General features: G+C 52.8%; 22 protein-coding genes and 5 tRNA genes. 8 read left to right on the top strand and 19 right to left on the bottom strand.

The genetic code is table 11. The features are described 5' to 3' along the window. Positions 1-63: 63 nt before the first annotated feature. The 6 genes from modF to gpmA all read left to right on the top strand — a co-directional run bounded on the left by modF (position 64) and on the right by gpmA (position 7,082). A complete protein-coding gene (gene modF / locus BM427_RS02850) occupies positions 64-1,539 on the top strand; it encodes a molybdate ABC transporter ATP-binding protein ModF (RefSeq protein ID WP_090119023.1) in 1,476 nt (491 codons plus the stop codon). Between the two features lie 326 nt (positions 1,540-1,865). Beyond that, positions 1,866-2,882: a UDP-glucose 4-epimerase GalE gene (gene galE, locus BM427_RS02845; protein ID WP_090119021.1), complete on the top strand. Its 1,017-nt coding sequence runs from the start codon at positions 1,866-1,868 to the stop codon at positions 2,880-2,882. A 10-nt stretch (positions 2,883-2,892) separates the two neighbouring features. Next, positions 2,893-3,939 carry a galactose-1-phosphate uridylyltransferase gene (gene galT, locus BM427_RS02840; protein WP_090119019.1) on the top strand — a complete coding sequence of 349 codons (1,047 nt, stop codon included), beginning with the start codon at positions 2,893-2,895 and terminating at the stop codon, positions 3,937-3,939. A 2-nt stretch (positions 3,940-3,941) separates the two neighbouring features. Further along, positions 3,942-5,090 (top strand): galactokinase, encoded by a 1,149-nt coding sequence (gene galK / locus BM427_RS02835; RefSeq protein WP_090119017.1) that lies wholly within the window; start codon positions 3,942-3,944, stop codon positions 5,088-5,090. Beyond that, on the top strand, positions 5,084-6,124 hold the full coding sequence (galM, locus tag BM427_RS02830) for a galactose-1-epimerase (RefSeq protein WP_090119015.1): 1,041 nt from the start codon (positions 5,084-5,086) through the stop codon (positions 6,122-6,124). The genes galK and galM overlap by 7 nt, the downstream gene beginning before the upstream one ends. 205 nt (positions 6,125-6,329) lie before the next feature. Beyond that, on the top strand, positions 6,330-7,082 hold the full coding sequence (gene gpmA, locus BM427_RS02825; protein ID WP_074775320.1) for a 2,3-diphosphoglycerate-dependent phosphoglycerate mutase: 753 nt from the start codon (positions 6,330-6,332) through the stop codon (positions 7,080-7,082). A gap of 175 nt (positions 7,083-7,257) precedes the next feature. On the opposite strand, the gene aroG is transcribed toward gpmA, so the two are convergent. Continuing rightward, entirely contained in the window at positions 7,258-8,310 is a 1,053-nt protein-coding gene (gene aroG / locus BM427_RS02820) for a 3-deoxy-7-phosphoheptulonate synthase AroG (protein WP_090119013.1), read from the bottom strand. Positions 8,311-8,628: 318 nt separating this feature from the next. Between aroG and BM427_RS02815 the strand changes: the two genes are divergently transcribed. Both BM427_RS02815 and zitB read left to right on the top strand, forming a co-directional pair. Then, on the top strand, positions 8,629-9,012 hold the full coding sequence (locus tag BM427_RS02815) for a YbgS-like family protein (protein ID WP_090119011.1): 384 nt from the start codon (positions 8,629-8,631) through the stop codon (positions 9,010-9,012). Between the two features lie 127 nt (positions 9,013-9,139). Further along, positions 9,140-10,060: a CDF family zinc transporter ZitB gene (gene zitB / locus BM427_RS02810; protein WP_090119009.1), complete on the top strand. Its 921-nt coding sequence runs from the start codon at positions 9,140-9,142 to the stop codon at positions 10,058-10,060. On the opposite strand, the gene pnuC is transcribed toward zitB, so the two are convergent. The 18 genes from pnuC to cydA all read right to left on the bottom strand — a co-directional run bounded on the left by pnuC (position 10,057) and on the right by cydA (position 22,206). Continuing rightward, positions 10,057-10,776 carry a nicotinamide riboside transporter PnuC gene (gene pnuC / locus BM427_RS02805; RefSeq protein ID WP_090119007.1) on the bottom strand — a complete coding sequence of 240 codons (720 nt, stop codon included), beginning with the start codon at positions 10,774-10,776 and terminating at the stop codon, positions 10,057-10,059. The two genes, zitB and pnuC, sit on opposite strands and share 4 nt — an antisense overlap. Before the next feature lie 37 nt (positions 10,777-10,813). Beyond that, on the bottom strand, positions 10,814-11,857 hold the full coding sequence (gene nadA / locus BM427_RS02800) for a quinolinate synthase NadA (RefSeq protein WP_090119005.1): 1,044 nt from the start codon (positions 11,855-11,857) through the stop codon (positions 10,814-10,816). Between the two features lie 476 nt (positions 11,858-12,333). After that, positions 12,334-12,409: transfer RNA gene (locus BM427_RS02795), tRNA-Lys, on the bottom strand. A 41-nt stretch (positions 12,410-12,450) separates the two neighbouring features. Beyond that, positions 12,451-12,526: transfer RNA gene (locus BM427_RS02790), tRNA-Lys, on the bottom strand. A gap of 150 nt (positions 12,527-12,676) precedes the next feature. After that, positions 12,677-12,752: transfer RNA gene (locus BM427_RS02785), tRNA-Lys, on the bottom strand. 3 nt (positions 12,753-12,755) lie between these two features. After that, positions 12,756-12,831: transfer RNA gene (locus BM427_RS02780), tRNA-Val, on the bottom strand. A gap of 123 nt (positions 12,832-12,954) precedes the next feature. Further along, positions 12,955-13,030, bottom strand: a tRNA-Lys gene (locus BM427_RS02775). 163 nt (positions 13,031-13,193) lie between these two features. Then, positions 13,194-13,997 carry a cell division protein CpoB gene (gene cpoB / locus BM427_RS02770; protein ID WP_090119003.1) on the bottom strand — a complete coding sequence of 268 codons (804 nt, stop codon included), beginning with the start codon at positions 13,995-13,997 and terminating at the stop codon, positions 13,194-13,196. A gap of 9 nt (positions 13,998-14,006) precedes the next feature. Continuing rightward, entirely contained in the window at positions 14,007-14,522 is a 516-nt protein-coding gene (pal, locus tag BM427_RS02765) for a peptidoglycan-associated lipoprotein Pal (protein WP_090119001.1), read from the bottom strand. Between the two features lie 29 nt (positions 14,523-14,551). After that, positions 14,552-15,844 (bottom strand): Tol-Pal system beta propeller repeat protein TolB, encoded by a 1,293-nt coding sequence (gene tolB / locus BM427_RS02760; protein ID WP_090118999.1) that lies wholly within the window; start codon positions 15,842-15,844, stop codon positions 14,552-14,554. Positions 15,845-15,901: 57 nt separating this feature from the next. Next, positions 15,902-17,185 carry a cell envelope integrity protein TolA gene (tolA, locus tag BM427_RS02755; RefSeq protein ID WP_090118997.1) on the bottom strand — a complete coding sequence of 428 codons (1,284 nt, stop codon included), beginning with the start codon at positions 17,183-17,185 and terminating at the stop codon, positions 15,902-15,904. Positions 17,186-17,224: 39 nt separating this feature from the next. Continuing rightward, a complete protein-coding gene (gene tolR, locus BM427_RS02750; protein WP_090118994.1) occupies positions 17,225-17,653 on the bottom strand; it encodes a colicin uptake protein TolR in 429 nt (142 codons plus the stop codon). A 3-nt stretch (positions 17,654-17,656) separates the two neighbouring features. Next, a complete protein-coding gene (gene tolQ / locus BM427_RS02745) occupies positions 17,657-18,349 on the bottom strand; it encodes a Tol-Pal system protein TolQ (protein WP_090118992.1) in 693 nt (230 codons plus the stop codon). Continuing rightward, positions 18,346-18,750, bottom strand: a complete 405-nt coding sequence (gene ybgC, locus BM427_RS02740) for a tol-pal system-associated acyl-CoA thioesterase (protein ID WP_090118990.1) — start codon at positions 18,748-18,750, stop codon at positions 18,346-18,348. Before ybgC ends, tolQ begins: the two co-directional genes overlap by 4 nt. Positions 18,751-19,061: 311 nt before the next feature. Then, positions 19,062-19,355 (bottom strand): cyd operon protein YbgE, encoded by a 294-nt coding sequence (gene ybgE, locus BM427_RS02735; protein ID WP_090118988.1) that lies wholly within the window; start codon positions 19,353-19,355, stop codon positions 19,062-19,064. Beyond that, positions 19,355-19,468 (bottom strand): cytochrome bd-I oxidase subunit CydX, encoded by a 114-nt coding sequence (gene cydX / locus BM427_RS02730; RefSeq protein WP_090118986.1) that lies wholly within the window; start codon positions 19,466-19,468, stop codon positions 19,355-19,357. The genes ybgE and cydX overlap by 1 nt, the downstream gene beginning before the upstream one ends. A 14-nt stretch (positions 19,469-19,482) precedes the next feature. Continuing rightward, positions 19,483-20,622, bottom strand: a complete 1,140-nt coding sequence (gene cydB / locus BM427_RS02725) for a cytochrome d ubiquinol oxidase subunit II (RefSeq protein WP_090118984.1) — start codon at positions 20,620-20,622, stop codon at positions 19,483-19,485. 15 nt (positions 20,623-20,637) lie between these two features. Then, positions 20,638-22,206 (bottom strand): cytochrome ubiquinol oxidase subunit I, encoded by a 1,569-nt coding sequence (cydA, locus tag BM427_RS02720; protein WP_090118982.1) that lies wholly within the window; start codon positions 22,204-22,206, stop codon positions 20,638-20,640. Between the last annotated feature and the right edge of the window lie 168 nt (positions 22,207-22,374).

Raw genomic sequence — 22,374 nt, 5'->3', positions numbered from 1 at the left:
ATTGACAAGTGAGTACATTGCTCGTATCCCTGAGCTTCATTGCTGCAAAAAACGGGATGTATCATGTCATCATTGCAAATTTCGCAAGGCACGTTTCGTCTTAGCGATACACGCACGCTGCACCTTGAACAGTTAATCCTGCGGGCGGGTGAAAGCTGGGCTTTTGTTGGTGCTAACGGCAGCGGGAAATCCGCGCTGGCACGCGCGCTTTCGGGAGAACTGACGCTATTGAACGGTGAACGTCAGTGTCAGTTTACTCGCCTGACGCGCCTCTCTTTTGAACAGTTACAAAAACTGATCAGTGATGAGTGGCAGCGCAACAACACCGATATGCTCAGCCCTGGAGAAGAAGATACCGGGCGTACCACCGCCGACATCATTCAGGATGAGGTCAAAAACCCACAGCGTTGTGAACAGCTGGCGGCGCAGTTCGGCATCACTCATCTACTGACACGCCGCTTTAAATACCTTTCGACCGGTGAAACGCGCAAAACACTACTGTGCCAGGCGCTGATGTCCGAGCCGGAACTGCTGGTTCTGGATGAACCGTTCGACGGGTTGGATGTGAGCTCCCGCCAGCAACTGGCGGAACTGCTGGCGCGACTGAATGCAGAAGGTTACACCGTAGTGCTGGTGCTTAACCGATTCGATGAAATTCCAGCGTTTGTACAGCATGCTGGCGTACTGGTGGATTGCACCCTGACGGAAACCGGTGAAAAGTCAGACCTGCTGCAACAGGCGCTGATTGCACAACTGGCGCACAGTGAAAAACTTGCTGGTATTGCCCTGCCGGAACCCGATGCCCCCCCGGCCCGAGAAACGTTACGCGCGGGCGAGCCGCTGATTGTGCTGAACGATGGCGTCGTTTCTTATAATGACCGGCCAATCATCAATCAGCTTTCCTGGACGGTAAACCCTGGCGAACACTGGCAGATCGTCGGCCCGAACGGCGCAGGAAAATCAACGCTATTGAGTCTGATCACCGGCGATCACCCGCAGGGTTACAGCAACGATCTGACGCTGTTTGGCCGCCGTCGGGGCAGCGGTGAAACTATCTGGGATATCAAAAAACATATTGGTTACGTCAGCAGCAGCCTGCATCTCGATTACCGCGTCAGCACCAATGTGCGCAACGTGATCCTCTCCGGCTATTTTGACTCAATTGGTATCTATCAGGCGGTGTCAGACAAACAGCACAAACTGGCCCAGCGCTGGCTGGATATTTTAGGGTTCGACGCCCGCACCGCCGATGCGCCATTCCAGAGCCTTTCGTGGGGACAACAGCGACTGGCGCTGATTGTCCGTGCGCTGGTGAAACATCCGACATTACTGATCCTTGATGAGCCGCTGCAAGGCCTGGATCCGCTGAACCGTCAGTTGATCCGCCGCTTTGTTGATGTGTTAATCAGTGAAGGGCAAACCCAATTGCTGTTTGTTTCGCATCATGCTGACGATGCACCAGCCTGTATTACTCACCGGCTGACCTTTGTGCCGGAAGGCGACAGCTACCACTACCACTTCGAAACGCACGCTTCCTGAGCAGCATCGCCATGGCGAACATCTGGAATAGAGTCTTTTATCCTGCACGCCGATTGCCTGACTGCCATCAATGACTTATAACCTCTCGGGACGTTGTCCGGCTTTGCCGGCAGCGTCTGCGTTGCTGTAACGCAATACAGCCATTTTAAGACTGTTCAGACTCGCCGGATAAGTGCTGCTAAAGCAGTGCTTTTCCGGCGGTTACACGACAAACCGGACGACAGAAAATTGAGTGTAAACGATTCCACTAATTTATCCCATATCACAGTTTTCACCTCTCTGTTATGCTAAGGTTTGTTCATATCAAATGCTTTATGGAGTGAAATATGCGAGTTCTCGTTACTGGTGGTAGCGGTTACATAGGAAGCCACACCTGTGTGCAACTGCTGCAAAACGGCCATGACGTCATCATTCTGGATAACCTCTGTAACAGTAAGCGCAGCGTGCTCAATGAAATCGAGCGCTTCGGCGGAAAATCCGCGCTGTTCGTTGAAGGCGATATTCGTGATGAAGCGCTGCTGGCCGAAATCCTGCACGATCATGCCATTGAAGCGGTCATTCACTTTGCCGGGCTGAAGGCCGTTGGCGAATCCGTGGCGAAGCCGCTGGAGTACTACGACAACAATGTCAACGGTACGCTGCGCCTGATCAATTCCATGCGTGCCGCCAACGTCAAAAACCTGATTTTCAGCTCATCCGCCACGGTTTACGGCGATCAACCGAAAATCCCTTATGTCGAAAGCTTCCCCACCGGGACGCCGCAAAGTCCGTACGGCAAAAGCAAGTTGATGGTGGAACAGATCCTCACCGACCTGCAAAAAGCACAGCCGGAGTGGAGCATCGCGCTATTGCGCTACTTCAACCCGGTCGGTGCACATCCGTCAGGAGATATGGGCGAAGATCCACAAGGTATCCCAAATAACCTGATGCCTTACATCGCGCAGGTTGCCGTTGGCCGCCGTGATTCGCTGGCAATCTTCGGCAACGATTATCCGACGCCGGATGGCACAGGTGTGCGTGATTATATTCATGTGATGGACCTTGCTGACGGTCACGTTGCGGCTATGCAACAACTGGCTGGCAAACCGGGCGTACATATTTACAACCTCGGCGCCGGTGTCGGTAGCAGCGTACTGGATGTGGTTAATGCATTTAGCAAAGCCTGCGGCAAACCAGTGGCATGGCATTACGCGCCGCGCCGCGAGGGCGATTTACCGGCTTACTGGGCCGATGCGACCAAAGCCGATAAAGAGCTGAACTGGCGCGTGACCCGCACGCTTGACGAAATGGCAGAAGATACCTGGCGCTGGCAGTCACGCCATCCGCAGGGTTATCCGGACTGAAGGAGCAGTAATGACGCAATTTAACCCGGTAGATCACCCACATCGCCGCTACAACCCACTGACCGATCAGTGGATCCTGGTTTCTCCGCATCGCGCAAAGCGTCCCTGGCAAGGGGCGCAGGAAACGCCTGCGAAGCAAGCATTGCCTGCGCACGATCCGGATTGCTTCCTGTGTCCGGGCAATACTCGCGTAACGGGCGATAAAAACCCCGATTACACGAGTACTTACGTGTTCACCAATGATTTTGCGGCGCTGATGACCGACACGCCGCAGGCACCCGAAAGCCGCGATCCGCTGATGCGCAGCCAGAGCGCGCGAGGAACCAGCCGGGTTATTTGCTTCTCGCCGGATCACAGCAAAACGCTGCCGGAACTGAGCCTGAGTGCGCTGGAAGAGGTAGTGAAAACCTGGCAACAGCAAACCGCCGAGCTGGGCCAGCAGTATCCTTGGGTGCAGGTTTTTGAGAACAAAGGCGCGGCAATGGGCTGCTCCAACCCACATCCGCATGGTCAGGTGTGGGCGAACAGCTTCCTGCCCAACGAAGTGGAACGCGAAGACCGCCTGCAAAAAGCGTACTTTGCTGAACATCACTCGCCAATGCTGGTTGATTATGTGCAGCGCGAGCTAAATGACGGCAGCCGTACGGTAGTGGAAACGGATCACTGGCTGGCCGTAGTGCCTTACTGGGCGGCCTGGCCCTTCGAAACGTTGCTGTTGCCGAAGGCACATATCCAGCGTATTACTGATTTAACCGCAGCGCAGCGCAGCGATCTGGCATTGGCACTGAAAAAACTGACCAGCCGTTACGACAACCTGTTCCAGTGCTCTTTCCCTTACTCAATGGGCTGGCACGGCGCGCCGTTTAACGGTGAAGATAATGAGCACTGGCAATTGCACGCGCATTTCTACCCACCACTTCTTCGTTCCGCTACCGTACGTAAATTTATGGTGGGTTACGAAATGCTGGCGGAAACTCAGCGCGATTTGACGGCGGAACAAGCCGCTGAACGCCTGCGTGCGCTAAGCGATGTCCATTTTCGCGAATCCGGAGAATAACAATGAGTCTGAAAGAGAAAACACAATCCCTGTTTGCTGAGAAATTTGGCTACCCTGCGACACATACCATTCAGGCTCCGGGCCGCGTGAATCTGATTGGCGAACATACTGACTATAACGACGGTTTTGTACTGCCCTGCGCTATTGATTACCAGACGGTGATTAGCTGCGCACCGCGCACCGATCACATTGTGCGGGTGATTGCCGCTGATTACGATAATCAGACGGATGAATTTTCCCTCGACGCCCCCATTGTTACTCACGACAGCCAGCAGTGGTCCAACTATGTGCGTGGCGTAGTGAAACACCTGCAAAAACGAAACGCGAGCTTTGGCGGTGCCGATCTGGTGATCAGCGGCAACGTACCTCAAGGTGCGGGGTTAAGCTCCTCAGCGTCGCTGGAGGTGGCGGTTGGCACCGTCTTCCAGCAACTTTACCATCTGCCGCTGGATGGCGCGCAGATTGCCCTTAACGGCCAGGAGGCGGAAAACCAGTTCGTCGGCTGTAACTGCGGCATTATGGATCAGTTGATCTCGGCGCTGGGCAAAAAAGGCAGCGCGTTGCTGATCGACTGCCGCTCTCTGGGTACCAAAGCAGTGTCGATGCCGGAAGGTGTGGCAATTGTCATCATTAACAGTAACTTCAAACGCACGTTGGTGGGCAGTGAATACAACACGCGTCGTGAGCAGTGCGAAACTGGCGCACGTTTCTTCCAGCAGAAAGCGCTGCGTGATGTCAGCATCGACCAGTTCAATGCGGTAGCGCATGAGCTGGATCCGTTGGTCAGCAAACGCGTACGCCATGTGCTAACAGAAAACGCGCGCACGGTGGAAGCTGCGTCCGCGCTGGAGAAAGGCGATCTGCAACGCATGGGCGTACTAATGGCCGAATCCCACGCGTCGATGCGCGATGATTTTGAAATCACGGTGCCGCAAATCGATACGCTGGTCGAGATTGTAAAAGCCACTATCGGTGACAAAGGCGGCGTACGCATGACCGGCGGCGGCTTCGGCGGCTGCGTTGTCGCGCTGGTGCCGGAAGCACTGGTTCCTGTGGTGAAACAGGCCGTGGAAAACCAGTACGAAGCCAAAACCGGCATCAAAGAAACCTTTTATGTGTGCAAACCTTCACAAGGAGCAGGACAGTGCTAAACGAATCTGCGACGGCGGCTCCGGATGGGCTGCCCTTTCGTCTCATCACGCTGCGCAACAGCGCCGGAATGGTGGTGACAGTGATGGATTGGGGCGCGACGCTGCTCTCAGCGCGCGTGCCCCTGAAAGATGGCACGGTACGTGAAGCGCTGCTCGGTTGCGCTTCACCGGAATACTATCTGCAACAATCCGCATTTCTCGGCGCTTCGGTGGGCCGCTACGCCAACCGTATCAGCAAAAGCCGTTTTCAGCTTGATGGCCAGACGTATGCGCTTACACCCAGCCAGGGCGAAAATCAATTGCACGGTGGCGCGGAAGGTTTCGACAAGCGTCGCTGGCGAATTGAGCGTCAGAATGAAAATGAAGTGCTGTTTTCGCTGTCTTCACCGGATGGCGATCAGGGTTTTCCGGGCAACGTAAATGCCACGGCGAATTTTCGCCTCGGCGAGGATAACCGTCTGGCAATTGAATATCGCGCCACGACCGACAAACCCTGCCCGGTCAATCTGACCAACCACGCGTATTTCAACCTGGATGGGCACCAGTCTGATGTGCGTAGCCACTCCCTGCAACTGCTGGCAGATGAATATCTGCCGGTGGATGAGATGGGGCTGCCGACCGGTGGGTTGAAAAAAGTCGCGCTGACCAGTTTTGATTTCCGTACGCCAAAAACCGTGGCAGAAGAGTTTCTCAGCGACGACGATCAGCGCGTGGTAAAAGGCTACGATCATGCGTTTTTGTTGCAGGCAAAGGGCGATGCCAGCCAGCCTGCGGCACAGCTGTGGTCGGCGGATAATCGACTGCAAATGACCGTTTATACCAGCGCCCCTGCGCTCCAGTTCTATTCCGGCAATTATCTCGACGGGACGCCAGCGCGCGGAGGGAAAACCTACGCTGCATGGCAAGGCCTGGCGCTGGAGAGCGAATTTTTGCCCGACAGCCCGAATCGCCCGGACTATCCGCAGCCGAACTGTATTTTACGCCCCGGCAGCGAATATATCAGCCTGACGGAATATCACTTTATTGCGCTTTAATCTCAGCCCTCCTTCCGGAGGGTTTTTTTTGCTCATTTTGCTGAAATAAGCGCCACTTATCGACAAAACCATAACCCCTGGTTCACAAGCACCTTACACTGCGCGGCTATTTTCGCTATGGTTATGGGTAATCGTTGCCGGGGATCGCTCCCCGGCAATATAATGAGAATTGTTATCATTCAATCAAGCTTACAGGAGTAAGAGTATGGCTGTTACTAAGCTGGTTCTGGTTCGTCATGGCGAAAGCCAGTGGAACAACGAAAACCGCTTCACCGGTTGGTACGATGTCGATCTGTCAGAGAAAGGCGTTGGTGAAGCGAAAGCAGCAGGTAAGCTGCTGAAAGAGGAAGGCTACTCCTTCGATTTTGCTTACACCTCCGTGCTGAAACGTGCCATCCACACACTGTGGAACGTGCTGGACGAACTGGATCAAGCATGGTTGCCGGTAGAAAAAAGCTGGAAACTGAACGAGCGTCACTACGGTGCATTGCAGGGTCTGAACAAAGCCGAAACCGCAGAGAAATATGGTGACGAGCAGGTTAAACAGTGGCGTCGTGGCTTTGCCGTTACCCCGCCAGCGCTGACCAAAGATGACGAGCGTTTCCCGGGTCACGATCCACGCTACGCCAAACTGACCGAAGCCGAGCTGCCGCAGACCGAAAGCCTGGCGCTGACCATCGATCGCGTTATTCCTTACTGGAATGAAACCATTCTGCCACGCCTGAAAAGCGGCGAGCGCGTGATCATCGCTGCGCACGGTAACTCCCTGCGCGCACTGGTGAAATATCTCGACAATATGAGCGAAGAAGAAATCCTCGAACTGAACATCCCGACCGGCGTACCGCTGGTTTATGAATTCGATGAAAACTTCAAACCGCTGAAACACTACTACCTGGGCAATGCGGAAGAGATCGCTGCGAAAGCCGCTGCGGTGGCAAACCAGGGTAAAGCGAAGTAAGTTTTCGCCCATTAAAAAAGCGTGGATTGCTCCACGCTTTTTTTTGCACGCCACACACTATCAGAGACACAAAATATTTCGCCGCGCAGAAAGGCGGCAGCACAACGAATCCCCGGCGGCTAACACAGATAAGCGACCGGGTTAGTGATAAAAGCTAACACCTCTGCGGCGCAAATCAGGCGCGACGTGCTTTTACTGCCGCCGCTAACTGATGCAGGATCGTGTCAGTATCTTCCCAGCCGATGCACGCATCGGTGATGCTCTTACCATAGAGCAGTGGTTCGCCGCTCTCCAGGCTCTGATTGCCTTCCACCAGGTGGCTTTCAATCATCACACCGATAATCGCTTTTTCACCGTTGGCAATCTGCTGGCAGACATCATTACCAACATCCATTTGCTTTTTGAATTGTTTACTGGAGTTCGCATGGCTGAAATCGATCATCACCTGCGGTTCCAGGCCCGCTTTGGTCAGACCAACTTTCACTTCTGCCACATGTTTTGCGCTGTAGTTTGGCTCTTTGCCGCCGCGCAGAATAATGTGGCAGTCACCATTACCGGCAGTATTCACAATCGCAGAGTGACCCCATTTGGTGACGGACAGGAAGCAGTGCGGCGCGCTGGCAGCGTTAATGGCATCGATCGCCACTTTGATGGTGCCGTCGGTACCATTTTTGAATCCAACCGGACAGGAGAGACCAGAAGCCAGCTCGCGGTGTACCTGTGATTCCGTAGTTCGGGCGCCGATCGCCCCCCAGCTCATCAGATCCGCCAGATATTGCGGGGTGATCATATCGAGGAATTCCCCCGCTGCTGGCAGACCGCTGTCATTAATTTCCAGCAGTAACTTACGGGCAATGCGCAGGCCGTCGTTGATCTGGAAGCTGTTATCCATATACGGATCATTGATCAGTCCTTTCCAGCCTACTGTGGTACGCGGTTTTTCAAAATAGACGCGCATCACTACTTCCAGCTCACGGCTAAGCTCTTCACGCAATACCAACAGGCGTGAAGCGTACTCTTTCGCCGCCGCAGGATCATTAATGGAACACGGACCAATTACCACCAGCAGACGATCGTCATCGCCACGCAGTATGTTGTGGATCGCTTTGCGGGCGCTGGATACCGTTTGGGCGGCAGTTTCAGTGGCGGGGAATTTTTCAAGGAGCGCTACAGGAGGTAATAACTCGTTGATCTCTTTAATACGTAAATCGTCGTTCTGATAATTCATGATCTTTCCAGTGTGGCCATACTTTTTGTAATGAATGCAATCTTTCCAATCTATCTCGTCAGGCCTGAAGTGTAAACGCCCTTTTACACTTCAGGCGGATAATTCCTGGAATGACGCAAAAAACCATGTAAAAGTCGCAGAGTGTAAGATTGGAGCTACACTTTTTAACTGTAAACACCGTTAAATTGAATTTTAGCAACATTACATTCTGCCGTTAATCATTAAATCGGCATCTTTCACCACTGAGCGTGATAACTCGTTCGCGCTGCTTTTATCGCCTTTGCCGGTGATGAAAACGACCAGAACAGGAGCTTTATGATGAAAATGAATAAATTAGCGACGCTTTTACTGACCTCGACCCTGACCCTTGCAAGTGGGGCAGCATTGGCTGCCGATTCTGCATCGGATGCTTCATCCAATAATGGTCAGGCCAACGCCTCGGCAGCTGCTGGGCAGACAGCCCCAGATGCAAAGCAAAACCTTGCGCCGAAAGGGGTTGATAACAGCAAAATTAACAACGGCAGCACAAATTCCGCTTCGGGTACACATCAGACTCACTCATCACAGCATATGAGCAAAGATGAAGTGCACAAAAACACGATGTGTAAGGACGGGCGTTGCCCGGACGTGAACAAAAAAGTCCAAACTGGTAATGGCACCAATAATGATGTCGATACCAAAACCGATGGTACAACCCAGTAAAAAGAGTGACGCCGTAAGAGGTTAATAGGTAAGGAGAGCTTTGGCTCTCCTTATTTTTTTCTTCTCACCGGTTAAAAATCTGTAATGATGTAAGACGTTCAGCCTGGTTAAAAGGAAGGAGCCATTTATGGCGCACTCACATTCACACTCTCCTGCCGATGCCAACGTCCGGCGTTTGTTGCTGGCATTTATCGTCACCACCATTTTCATGTTGATAGAGGTGGTCGGCGGGATTATATCCGGCTCGCTGGCGCTGCTGGCTGATGCTGGTCACATGCTTACCGATGCCGCTGCCCTGCTCTTCGCGCTATTAGCTGTCTGGTTTGCGCGTCAGCCGCCCAGCGCACATCGTACGTTTGGCTGGCTGCGGCTGACGACACTCGCCGCCTTTGTGAATGCGCTGGCGCTGGTGCTGATTACCGTGTGGATTGTCTGGGAAGCCCTTCAACGCTTTTACCATCCGCAGCCGGTCGCCGGATTAACCATGATGGTGATCGCCATTGCCGGTCTTCTGGCAAACATACTGGCGTTCTGGTTGCTGCATCACGGTAGCGAAGAGAAGAACCTCAATGTGCGTGCCGCGGCGTTGCATGTACTGGGTGACCTGCTCGGTTCCGTTGGGGCAATCGTCGCGGCGCTGGTGATTATGCTGACCGGATGGACACCAGTCGATCCAATACTCTCCGTGCTGGTTTCCGCGCTGGTGTTGCGTAGCGCCTGGCACCTATTGAAGGAAAGCGTCAATGAATTGCTGGAAGGCGCGCCGTCGACATTCGACATTGGCACACTGAAACGCCATTTGCGCCGTGCCATTCCGGAAGTGCGTGACGTACACCATGTTCATGTCTGGTTGGTCGGTGAAAAACCATTAATGACATTGCATGTACAAGTTATTCCGCCGCGGGATCACGATAAGTTACTCAGTGAGATCCAGCATTTCCTCACCCATCATTACCAGATTGAGCACGCCACCGTGCAGATGGAGTATCAGCGCTGTAACGGGCCAGACTGCACGCTGGGAGAATCACAGCCTGACCATCACCATTAATGTGAAAACGCGTGAGAACCCCGCTCACGCGCGCTGTTCATCCACATCCGACTGCCATTAAGCGCAATGAATGTCAGGATCAGATATTCAAGCGACATCGCCCACACGCCTTGTAACGCGAAAACCACCACGCTGATGATGTTGATGAGCACCCAAAGCAGCCAGTTTTCAACGTATTTGCGCGTCATCAGGATCATCGCCACAATCGACAACACCATCATGGAGGAATCCCAGAACGGGAAAGCATCCGGTTGTAGTTGCGGCATCGCCACATTCAGCCCCAGAGTGTGCATGACTGAAACGGCAATGGTGGTCAGAAATGCAAAGACAGGATCAATAAACGCGGTCATCAGGCCAATCGCAACCACGCACACGGCCAACCATGCCAGCGCCTTCGGCAACGGTAGCCAGCGAATTTGCAGCTCAGCCTCGTTTTGCGATGTCTGACGTGACCAGGCGTACCAACCGTAAATATTGGCAGCAAAGAAAAAAAGCTGGAGTAACAGGCTGGCGTAGAGCTGGATCTGGAAAAAGATAATGGCGAACAACGTGACGTTTATCAAACCAAACGCGTAATTACTGATTTTCTCCAGGCTCGCCAGCCAGATACAAATTAAGCCCGCCAGTGTGCCTGTGGCTTCTATCCATGAGAGATCGTACCCACCGGCACCCAGCGGTATGTGTACCAGGATGTTCTGTGTACTAAAAAAATCCATTCTTTCCTCAGAGCGTATTGTTACGCGTTAAAAAGTATTAAGCCTGTAGTGTAGCCGCAAAGTCCAGCATGCGGTTCAGCGATACCAAGGCACCTTCGCGTAGTGCCGCATCAACGTGGATCTCATGCTCAGCACCTGCATGTTCCAGCCCTTCTGCAATCGCTTTCAGGCCATTCATCGCCATCCATGGACAGTGAGCACAACTACGGCAAGTCGCCCCTTCGCCCGCCGTCGGTGCTTCAAACAGCTCTTTTTCCGGTACGGCTTGCTGCATCTTATAAAAGATACCCCGGTCAGTGGCCACAATAAGCTGTTGGTGCGGCAGCGTTTTCGCCGCGGTAATCAATTGGCTGGTGGACCCCACGGCATCCGCCATTTGCACGACCGATTGCGGTGATTCCGGATGCACCAGAATAGCGGCTTGCGGGTAGAGCGCTTTCATGCGCATCAGCGCCTGGGTTTTAAACTCATCGTGAACAATACAGGCACCCTGCCAGCAAAGCACATCTGCACCGGTCTGTTTCTGCACGTAGCTTCCCAAATGTTTGTCTGGTGCCCAGAGAATTTTCTCCCCCAGACTATCGAGATGCTCAATCAGCTCCACGGCAATACTGGATGTTACGACCCAGTCGGCGCGCGCTTTCACTGCGGCCGAGGTATTCGCGTAGACCACCACGGTGCGGTCCGGATGAGCATCGCAGAAAGCAGTAAACTCCTCAATCGGGCAACCCAGATCGAGCGAACATTCGGCGTGCAACGTTGGCATCAGAATGGTTTTTTCCGGGCTGAGAATTTTGGCAGTTTCGCCCATGAACCGAACGCCTGCAACCAGCAGCGTGGAGGCTGGATGTCTGGCGCCAAAGCGCGCCATCTCCAACGAATCAGCTATACAGCCACCCGTCTCTTCCGCCAGTTGTTGGATCTCCGGGTCGGTATAGTAGTGCGCAACCATCACCGCATCCCGCTCTTTCAGCAAGCGTTTGATTTTCTCGCGGTAAAATTGCTTGCCTTGCTGATCCAGCGGCAGAGGTTTTGGCGGAAAAGGATAGATTGCGGCTTCAGGGTCAAACATTACGCTCATTATGCTTACTCGTTTTTCTTGCTGAACTTAGCAACCGTATTAGCCGCCAGGTAAGCGGCTAATACGATAGAGATGTTTTATATACTAAACAAGATAGCCGATTGCGTAAAAAATGTCGTGAGGAATTTTTAAGGAATAACAGATGTGCCTCCGACAGTTGCGCTACGCCTGGCAGGCCTACAAATGGATACTACGAGATTTAAAAAGGGCAGATAGCAAAAAAGCGCCTTTAGGACGCTTTTTACATTGGTGGGTCGTGCAGGATGACTCGCTTCGCTCACCCTTCGGGCCGTCGCCGCAAGCGGCTCCGTTGTCTCACTGCACTACTCGTCTCATCCTGAGACTCGCCCTTCGGGCCAACGCTGTCGCGTTGTTCAAAATTGTTCCCGACAATTTTGTCGACTCGAACCTGCCGCAGGTTCGAATCTTGTATATTGCAGATAGCAAAAAAGCGCCTTTAGGGCGCTTTTTTACATTGGTGGGTCGTGCAGGATTCGAACCTGCGACCAATTGATTAAAAGTCAACTGCTCTACCAACTGAGCTAACGACCCCTTTCGGGACTGCTCTTCGAAGTAATCACCCACGTTGAAAGTGGTGGGTCGTGCAGGATTCGAACCTGCGACCAATTGATTAAAAGTCAACTGCTCTACCAACTGAGCTAACGACCCATAAGGGTAGTGACTTCGAAGATAATTTAAACCAGGAACCACATTACGTGGTGGATCGTGGAGGATGATTTGGCTTTTGCCTCGCCCTGTGGCGCCGCTGCTGCTGCAACGTTATCCTTCACCTTTAACACCATTAGATTGGTGTTAAATTGGTGGGTCGTGCAGGATTCGAACCTGCGACCAATTGATTAAAAGTCAACTGCTCTACCAACTGAGCTAACGACCCGAGTGGTGGGTGATGACGGGATCGAACCGCCGACCCCCTCCTTGTAAGGGAGGTGCTCTCCCAGCTGAGCTAATCACCCGATACTACATGCTGGATACTGCTTTAAGTGATGGGTCATGCAGGATGACTCGGCTTTACCTTGCCGGGCCGTTGCTACGCAACGTTATCCTTCACGCTTAACATCTCCACCCCGATGTTAAATTGGTGGGTCGTGCAGGATTCGAACCTGCGACCAATTGATTAAAAGTCAACTGCTCTACCAACTGAGCTAACGACCCACTTTTAGTTGCTTCTGGTTTAAGACATATCCCGTGGCAACGGCGGCATATATTACTGATTTAAGAATCCAGCGCAACAACAATTTCAACCAGAATGACTTAACTGCTTATGATTCAGGCGACAAGACCAGAAAAAACACGATTTCTGGTCATGCGCTATGCATTACATAGAACCAAGGCGTTTTTGCGCTTGTTTCGCGCCTTCGGTACCAGGGTATTTACTGACCACCTGCTGGTAAACCGCTTTCGCTTTAGCACTGTCACCTTTGTCCTGCATTATCTCGCCGACCTTAAACATGGCATCAGGCGCTTTAGGTGATTTCGGGTAATTCTTCACCACAGAGGCAAAGTAATAAGCAGCGTCGTCTTTTTTACCCTTGTTGTAATTCAACTGACCAAGCCAGTAGTTGGCATTCGGTATGTAGGTTGAATCTGGGTACTTTTTGACAAAACTCTGGAAAGCAGCGATCGCATCATCCTGGCGGGATTTATCCTGTACCAGCGCAACCGCTGCATTGTAATCCGTATTCGCATCGCCGCTTTGAACGGGAGCACCAGACGTTGCCGCACCATTATTTGCGCCCGTATCCGCTGCTGGCGATTGCGCCGCCGCACTACTCTGATCGCCGGAAGCTTGCTGCGTCTGTCCTGCGGTGCCACTGCTCAGATTGCCTATCTGCTGCAATATTTGCTGTTGGCGTTCAACCACCTGATTTAGCTGATACTGATTTTCCTGGATTTGTCCACGAAGAGTATCAATATCGGACTGATTATCGGAAAGTTGTTGCTGAAGTTGAGTCAAAAGCTGGCTATGAGCATTGGAAATACGCTCGAGTTGAGTGACTCGGTCTTCTACCGAGCCTGAGCCGACACTACTGATTGGCGCCTGAGCATTAGCGGCCCATGGGGCCGCTATGCCAACCAGTAACGACAGACTCAACAAATGATGTCTGAAGTTACTGCTCATGCAATTCTCTTAGTAAACCAGTACGGCACGACGGTTTTTAGCGTAAGCCGCTTCGTCATGACCCAGTACTGCAGGTTTTTCTTTACCGTAAGAAACGATGGAGATCTGGTCTGCGGCAACGCCTTTACCCTGCAGGTACATTTTAACGGCGTTAGCACGACGTTCACCCAAGGCGATGTTGTATTCCGGAGTACCACGTTCGTCCGCGTGACCTTCTACGGTGACTTTGTAGGACGGGTTGCTACGCAGGAAGTTAGCATGAGCATCCAGCATCGCTGCGAAGTCAGAACGGATGTCATATTTGTCCAGATCGAAGTAAACAATGTTGTTCTGCTGCAGCTGTTGCATTTGCAGACGCGCTTGTTCTTCGGAGGACATGTTGCCATTACCGTTCATGCCAGTGCCAGCACCCATCATGCCTTCGCCGCTCTGGTCGCTGGTGTTGTTCTTGTGAGAAGAACACGCAGCAATCGCCATAACAGGCAGAGCCAGCATCAGGCCTTTCAGCACTTTGTTCAGTTGCATTTCTTTGATTCCTTTATAAATATTTATTATTACAGATACGGAGACCAGGCAGGGAATTTAACCTGACCATCAGTCGCCGGAAGACGCGCTTTGAAACGCCCATCTGTCGAAACCAGATTCAGCACGGATCCCATCCCCTGAGAAGAGCTGTAGATCACCATTGTGCCGTTAGGTGCCAGACTTGGCGTTTCATCCAGGAACGTTGACGTCAGAACCTGTACGCCACCCGCTGCCAGATCTTGTTTAGCGATGTGCTGCTGACCACCGTCAGAGCTTACCATCACCATAAATTTGCCGTCGCTACTTATATCAGCATCCTGGTTTTGTGCCCCCTGCCAGGAGAGACGCTGTGCTGCGCCGCCATTGAGACCTATTTTATACACCTGCGGACGGCCTGCCTGGTCAGACGTAAACGCCAGCGACTGGCCGTCCGGGAACCAGGTCGGTTCGGTGTTGTTGCTGCGGCCATCGGTCACCTGACGAATCTGGCCGGAACCGAGATCCATGACATAAATGTTCAGGCTACCGGTTTTAGACAGCGCAAACGCCAGTTTAGAACCGTCTGGCGAGAAGGCTGGAGCACCATTGTGACGCGGGAACGAAGCAATCTGGCGGATGCTGGCATTCGCCAGCGTCTGGATAACCAGAGCAGAACGACCGCTTTCAAATGTCACGTAAGCCAGTTTGGACCCGTCCGGAGACCATGCCGGAGACATCAGCGGCTGCGGCGATTTGTGCACCAGGAACTGGTTGTAGCCGTCATAGTCTGAGACGCGCAGCTCATACGGGAACTGACTGTTTGCCGTCTGCACTACATAAGCAATACGGGTACGGAATGCACCTTTAATACCGGTCAGTTTTTCGAATACTTCATCACTGGCGGCGTGAGCGGCATAACGCAGCCACTGTTTGTTCACTTTAAAGGAGTTCTGTGCCAGCACGGTGCCCGGCGCGCCACCGGTGTCAACCAACTGGTAAGCGACGTTGTAGCTGCCGTCAGGATTCGGGGTTACCTTACCCACAACCACCGCATCGATGCCCAATGCAGACCATGCTGCCGGCTGAACTTCCTGTGCGCTGCCAGGTTGCTGCGGCAGGCGAGAACGATCGAGGGGATTGAATTTGCCGCTATTGCGCAGATCCGCAGCAACAATACCGCCAGCATCTTCAGGCGCAGCACCTGGGCCTGCCCATTGGAAAGGCACAACACCAATCGGGCGTGCCGAGTCCACCCCCTGGGTGATCTCGATACGTACTTCTGCGTGCAGCACTGCTGCCCACAGCATCAGAAAACCAAATACAACACGTAATGCCTGCTTCATCATATCTCCCTTATCCGGGCGGAAAACCCGCGATAATTTAGCAGAATTTTAACAAACTCATTGTGGTTTAAAGACCAGCGGCGCATTTTTGAACACCTCATACACAGCCTGACTTGGCGGCTTCGGAATTTTCGCCTGTCTTGCAGCTGCAAGAGCTGCCTGGCAAAGCGCCGGGTCGCCACCTTCAGACTGAATATCTAACAGCATACCATCTGGTGCCAGCTTGATGCGTAATGTACAGGTTTTCCCCACATAGGAGGAAGAGTCATAAAAGCGGCTTTCAATCGCCGATTTAATCTGCCCCGCATAGTTACTGATGTCAGCACCCGATGCACCGTTGTTCTTAGTGTTACCAGAACCGGCTGCGGCTGCATTATTACCTTTCGCCCCGCCACCTGTTTTCGGCGCATTCTTACCAGAGCTTAGATCGCCAAACAGATCGTCAACACCCGCAGCAGCAGCGGCTTTTTCAGCGGCGGCTTTCTTGGCAGCGGCCGCTTTTTCGGCTGCCGCTTTCTTATCGGCGGCGGCCTTCTCTGCGGCGGCGGCTTTCTTCTCTGCTGCTGCTTTTTCAGCCGCAGCAGCTTTCGCAGCAGCAGCCTTCTCAGCTGCAGCGGCTTTCTCTGCTGCGGCTTTCTCCGCGGCGGCTTGCTTAGCCGCTTCGGCCTGTGCTTTCTTCTCAGCGTCTGCCTGAGCTTTCTTCGCGGCTTCAGCTTCGGCTTTTTTCTTCGCATCGGCGGCAGCTTTTGCAGCTTCAGCTTCCGCTTTTTTCTGTGCGTCGGCAGCGGCTTTTGCGGCTTCAGCTTCCGCTTTTTTCTGCGCATCGGCGGCGGCTTTCTTCGCTGCGTCTGCCGCTTCTTTTGCCTGGGCGTCTGCTTTAGCTTTTGCATCAGCGGCGGCTTTCGCTGCGGCTTCTTCAGCTTGCTTCTGTTGCTGCTGTGCTTTTTTAGCTGCTTCTTCCGCTTGCTTCTGCTGTTCGGCCTGTTCGCGTGCAGCTTCCTGCGCCTGCAAACGATCCTGCTCCAGTTGTTTCAAACGCTCCTGCTCGGCAGCCTGCTTTTCACGCAGCTCTTCTGCCTGCTGTTGCGCCTGTTTTTCGCGCTGCTCTTTGGCGCGTTGCGCGCTGGCTTGCTGTTGCTGTTGGCGATTGTAATTGTCCACCACAGCACCGGGATCGACCATCACCGCATCGATCGCAGAGCCACCGCCGCCGCCTGCAGACGCATCAATATGCTCGTCGAACGAACTCCAAATCAGCAGTGCCACCAAAATTACGTGCAGCAGTGCCGAGATGATTATCGCTCGCTTAAGCTTGTCGTTTTGTACGGTTGCCTTTGACACTCTCGGTTCCCAAAAACTGTCCGCCTGTCAGGCGAGTGATCAGATAGGCTGCGTCATCAAGCCAACCGATTTCACACCCGCGCTATGTAACAGGTTCAGCGCTTTAATGATTTCATCGTACGGCACGTCTTTCGCTCCGCCGATCAAGAACACGGTTTTCGGATTGGATTGCAGGCGACGCTGCGCCTCGGCAATCACCTGCTCTGGCGGTAGCTGATCCATACGATCTTTGTCCACTACCACGCTGTACTGTCCGACACCGGAAACCTCAATAATGACCGGAGGATCGTCATTGGTACTGACGGTCTGCGATTGCGTCGCATCCGGCAGATCGACCTCTACGCTCTGCGTGATGATCGGCGCTGTTGCCATAAAGATCAGCAGCAACACCAGCAACACGTCCAGCAACGGTACAATGTTGATTTCAGATTTGAGGCCACGACTGCCCCGCCCACGCGATCTGGCCATGGATTACTCCTTGTTGCTATCGCTGCTGGCGAATGCCTGGCGATGCAGAATAGCCGTGAACTCTTCCGTAAAGTTGTCGTAATTCTGTTCCAGTTTGTTCACGCGCTGGTTCAGGCGGTTATACGCCATCACCGCCGGGATTGCGGCAAAGAGACCAATTGCAGTGGCGATCAGCGCTTCCGCGATCCCTGGTGCAACCATTTGCAATGTGGCCTGCTTCACCGCGCCCAGCGCGATAAAGGCGTGCATGATCCCCCACACCGTACCGAACAGACCGATATAGGGGCTGATAGAAGCCACGGTGCCAAGGAAAGGAATGTGGTTTTCCAGATTTTCCAGCTCGCGGTTCATCGAAATGCGCATCGCCCTTGATGCCCCTTCGACAATCGCTTCTGGGGCGTGACTGTTTGCGCGATGCAGACGGGCAAACTCTTTGAACCCGCTATAGAAGATTTGTTCCGAACCGCTCAGATTATCGCGGCGCCCCTGACTTTCCTGATACAAACGCGACAGTTCAATGCCAGACCAGAACTTGTCTTCGAATGCCTCCGCTTCGCGCCCTGCTGTGTTGAGGATACGCGTTCTCTGGATAATGATTGCCCAGGATGCGATTGAAAAACCAATCAAAATCAACATGATAAGTTTGACCAGAAGGCTTGCCTTCAGGAACAAATCAAGGATGTTCATGTCAGTCACTGCTTAAACTCCGCGACAATAGACTTGGGAAGCGCACGAGGCTTCATTAAGAGTGGATCAACACAGACAATCAGCACCTCAGCTTCATTCAGCACTTTGTTCTCTGCGTTGACAATCCGCTGCGTGAAAACCATGGCGGTACCACGCATTGATGTAATTTCCGTTTGGACTTCGAGCATGTCGTCGAGTCTGGCGGGAGCAAAATACTCCAGCGCCATTTTGCGTACCACGAACGCGACACGCTCCGCCAACAGAACTTGTTGGCTAAAGTGATGATGGCGCAGCATTTCTGTACGAGCTCGTTCATAAAAAGCTACGTAGCTGGCGTGGTAAACCACACCACCGGCGTCGGTATCTTCGTAGTAGACACGAACCGGCCATCGAAACAGCGTTGTATTCACTTTACATCCCGGTAATGCAATTAGGTTGTGTCCTGTCATTGTTCGCGGATGGTGCTGACGGACATTTCTACATAGAACAAGGCACGAGCGGCGAGATTCGGTGGTTCCAAATAAACCGCGAGTAACGCAGTGCTGTGTAAAAAAGTCTTCAGCCCTTCGGAACGCCTACCCTCAGGACGCAACCTCAAGTTAGAGCTTTCAAACTTCGCTACTATACGCGCGGGAAAGGTGCTTTGGAATGGGTTCAGGTAAACGGATAGTAAAAATTTATGGGCTTTTGCAAGCCCATGAGGATAACGGATATTTCTTATTCAAAAGAAGAAAAAAATAAGACCAGCCAGCAGAACGACATCCGCGATAAGCGGGCAGAAAAACCCCTGCCAGTGAAGAGCGTGCGGACGGAAACCGACACCGTGGATAACACCGGAGCAAACCGCCCACATCAGCAGCAATCCGTGCCAGATCTCCAGTTCGCTGGTTTTCGCAGCAAAACGGGATGGATCCCAGAAAATGCAGCCGGCCAGCAAGAGCGCCATTATTAAGGAAAGGGCCCTTAACGGGCCCTTATCCATTACCGCATACAATTTTGCGATAACTTTTTCCATTACTTTTCTTCTTGTCCGGCTTTCAACGCTTCAACATGTTCCAGCGCCAGGGCGGTAATCACTCCAAAAGCACAGGCAAGAAGCGTTCCTAAGATCCATGCGAAATACCACATATTCAGCTCCTTACTTAGTACATAGAGTGGGTATTACTTTCAATCTGTTCTTTGGTGATACGGCCGAACATTTTCCAGTAACACCAGATGGTGTAAAGCAGAACGATTGGCACAAATACCAGAGCAACATAGGTCATCAGATTCAACGTCATTTGGGTCGAGGTCGCATCCCACATGGTCAGACTGGCTTTCAGCATGGTGCTTGACGGCATGACGAACGGGAACATCGCGATACCGGCGGTCAGAATGATGCAAGCCAGGGTCAACGAAGAGAACACAAATGCCCAGGCAGCTTTATCCAGACGCGCGGTCAATACGGTCAGCAACGGCAGCACAACGCCCAGCGCAGGGATCACCCACAACACAGGCATGTTGTTAAAGTTCGTCAGCCAGGCGCCAGCCTGTACCGCAACTTCTTTAAGCAGCGGGTTAGACGGTGCGTGATGATCCATCACAGAGGTCACCACATAGCCATCAATACCGTAAACCACCCACACACCAGCCAGCGCGAAACAGACCAGCGTCACCAGTGCGGCGATCTGCACTGTAGCGCGAACACGCAGATGCAGTTCACCCACGGTACGCATTTGCAGATATGTCGCGCCTTGCGTCAGGATCATCGCCACGCTAACCACGCCCGCCAGCAGACCAAACGGATTGAGCAACTGGAAGAAGTTACCGGTGTAGAACAGACGCATATCGTTGTCGAGGTGGAATGGTACGCCCTGCAGCAGGTTGCCAAACGCCACACCAATCACCAACGGCGGTACGAAGCTACCGATGAAAATGCCCCAGTCCCACATCCCGCGCCAGCGGTTGTCTTCAATTTTCGAGCGGTAGTCGAAACCAACCGGACGAAAGAAAAGAGAAGCCAGCACAAGGATCATCGCGACATAGAAACCGGAGAATGCGGCAGCGTAAACCATCGGCCAGGCGGCGAACAACGCGCCGCCAGCGGTGATCAGCCAAACCTGGTTGCCGTCCCAGTGGGGCGCAATGGCGTTAATCATCACGCGGCGTTCAGTGTCGCTACGACCCAACACGCGGGTTAGCATGCCGACACCCATGTCGAAGCCATCTGTGACAGCAAAACCAATCAGCAGAATGCCAACAAGCAGCCACCAGATAAAACGTAATACTTCATAATCGATCATTTGACGACTCCTGTCTTAGCGTGCCGGCTGAGAAGCCACACTGGACTGCTCATAGTGATAGCGACCTGTTTTCAGGCTGCTCGGCCCAAGGCGAGCAAATTTGAACATCAGGAACACTTCCGCCACCATAAACAGCGTATAAAGGCCGCAAATCAGAATCATGGAGAACAGCAGATCGCCAACGGTTAACGACGAGTTAGCCACTGCGGTCGGCAACACTTCACCAATCGCCCACGGCTGGCGTCCGTACTCGGCAACAAACCAGCCGGATTCAATGGCGATCCACGGCAACGGAATACCATATAACGCCGCACGCAACAGCCATTTCTTCTCGCCAATACGGTTACGAATCACTGTCCAGAAGGACGCAGCGATAATCAGTAGCATCAAAACACCACACGCCACCATGATACGGAACGCGAAGTACAGCGGCGCAACGCGCGGAATAGAGTCTTTCGTCGCCTGCTGGATTTGTGCGTCAGTCGCATCGGTCACATTCGGCGTATAGCGTTTAAGTAACAGGCCATAACCGAGGTCTTTCTTGACGCTGTTGAACTGCTCGCGAACAGACTGATCGGTAGAACCTGAACGGAGTTGCTCCAGCAACTGGTACGCTTTCATACCGTTACGGATACGCTCTTCATGCTGCACCATCAACTCTTTCAGGCCGATAACCGGGGTATCCACCGAACGGGTCGCGATAATGCCCAGCGCGTAAGGGATCTGGATAGCAAATTTGTTCTCTTGCTTATCCTGGTCTGGCACGCCAAACAGGGTAAATGCCGCCGGAGCCGGTTGCGTTTCCCATTCGGCTTCAATGGCAGCCAGTTTGGTTTTCTGCACGTCACCCATTTCGTAACCGGATTCATCACCCAGCACAATAACAGACAGAACAGCGGCCATGCCAAAGCTGGCAGCGATAGCAAAGGAGCGTTTAGCAAAAGCGGTGTCGCGCCCACGCAGCAGGTAATAAGAGCTGATACCGAGAATAAAGATAGCACCGCAGGTATAACCGGAAGCCACGGTGTGAACGAATTTAACCTGAGCAACCGGGTTCAGCACCAGTTGGGCAAAGCTCACCATCTCCATGCGCATGGTTTCGAAGTTGAAATCAGACGCGACGGGGTTTTGCATCCAGCCGTTAGCTACAAGGATCCACAATGCTGACAAGTTAGAACCCAGCGCGACTAACCAGGTGACTGCCATATGCTGCACTTTGCCGAGACGATCCCAACCGAAGAAGAACAAACCAACAAATGTGGATTCGAGGAAGAAGGCCATCAACCCTTCGATTGCCAGCGGCGCACCGAAGATATCCCCAACGTAGTGGGAATAGTATGACCAGTTAGTCCCGAACTGAAACTCCATCGTCAGGCCTGTTGCCACGCCCAGAGCAAAGTTGATACCAAACAACTTGCCCCAGAACTTGGTCATATCTTTATAAATCTGTTTGCCGGAGAGGACATAGACCGTTTCCATAATTGCCAGCAGGAACGCCATACCAAGCGTCAGTGGCACAAACAGAAAGTGGTACATCGCAGTCAAGGCAAACTGTAAGCGCGACAGTTCGACTATATCTAACATTCTGACTCCTTGCTCATCGCATGAAGACTCCGAGAGTAAACCCCGTTAGCGCAGGTTCACACGCATGCCCCAATAGAAATTTGTTGCACTGTTTTTATTCACTGCCACATAACTTGTAGTAATGAATGAAAAAAGTTACAACCAGGTTAATAAAATTTCGAATTGATC

Source organism: Kosakonia arachidis, from assembly GCF_900116535.1.
Lineage (GTDB): Bacteria > Pseudomonadota > Gammaproteobacteria > Enterobacterales > Enterobacteriaceae > Kosakonia > Kosakonia arachidis.
The sequence above is the reverse complement of the archived record's forward strand: the minus strand, read 5'-3'. Positions and strand labels throughout refer to the sequence as shown.

Excerpts from the sequence above, each read along its gene's own strand:
- nadA (WP_090119005.1), bottom strand. The coding sequence starts at position 11,857 with ATGAGCGTAATGTTTGACCCTGAAGCCGCAATCTATCCTTTTCCGCCA.
- aroG (WP_090119013.1), bottom strand. The coding sequence starts at position 8,310 with ATGAATTATCAGAACGACGATTTACGTATTAAAGAGATCAACGAGTTA.
- tolR (WP_090118994.1), bottom strand. The coding sequence starts at position 17,653 with ATGGCCAGATCGCGTGGGCGGGGCAGTCGTGGCCTCAAATCTGAAATC.
- cydB (WP_090118984.1), bottom strand. The coding sequence starts at position 20,622 with ATGATCGATTATGAAGTATTACGTTTTATCTGGTGGCTGCTTGTTGGC.
- cydA (WP_090118982.1), bottom strand. The coding sequence starts at position 22,206 with ATGTTAGATATAGTCGAACTGTCGCGCTTACAGTTTGCCTTGACTGCG.
- modF (WP_090119023.1), top strand. The coding sequence starts at position 64 with ATGTCATCATTGCAAATTTCGCAAGGCACGTTTCGTCTTAGCGATACA.
- pal (WP_090119001.1), bottom strand. The coding sequence starts at position 14,522 with ATGCAACTGAACAAAGTGCTGAAAGGCCTGATGCTGGCTCTGCCTGTT.
- pnuC (WP_090119007.1), bottom strand. The coding sequence starts at position 10,776 with ATGGATTTTTTTAGTACACAGAACATCCTGGTACACATACCGCTGGGT.
- zitB (WP_090119009.1), top strand. The coding sequence starts at position 9,140 with ATGGCGCACTCACATTCACACTCTCCTGCCGATGCCAACGTCCGGCGT.
- galE (WP_090119021.1), top strand. The coding sequence starts at position 1,866 with ATGCGAGTTCTCGTTACTGGTGGTAGCGGTTACATAGGAAGCCACACC.
- galT (WP_090119019.1), top strand. The coding sequence starts at position 2,893 with ATGACGCAATTTAACCCGGTAGATCACCCACATCGCCGCTACAACCCA.
- gpmA (WP_074775320.1), top strand. The coding sequence starts at position 6,330 with ATGGCTGTTACTAAGCTGGTTCTGGTTCGTCATGGCGAAAGCCAGTGG.
- cydX (WP_090118986.1), bottom strand. The coding sequence starts at position 19,468 with ATGTGGTATTTCGCATGGATCTTAGGAACGCTTCTTGCCTGTGCTTTT.
- tolB (WP_090118999.1), bottom strand. The coding sequence starts at position 15,844 with ATGAAGCAGGCATTACGTGTTGTATTTGGTTTTCTGATGCTGTGGGCA.
- galK (WP_090119017.1), top strand. The coding sequence starts at position 3,942 with ATGAGTCTGAAAGAGAAAACACAATCCCTGTTTGCTGAGAAATTTGGC.
- ybgE (WP_090118988.1), bottom strand. The coding sequence starts at position 19,355 with ATGGAAAAAGTTATCGCAAAATTGTATGCGGTAATGGATAAGGGCCCG.
- BM427_RS02815 (WP_090119011.1), top strand. The coding sequence starts at position 8,629 with ATGAAAATGAATAAATTAGCGACGCTTTTACTGACCTCGACCCTGACC.
- cpoB (WP_090119003.1), bottom strand. The coding sequence starts at position 13,997 with ATGAGCAGTAACTTCAGACATCATTTGTTGAGTCTGTCGTTACTGGTT.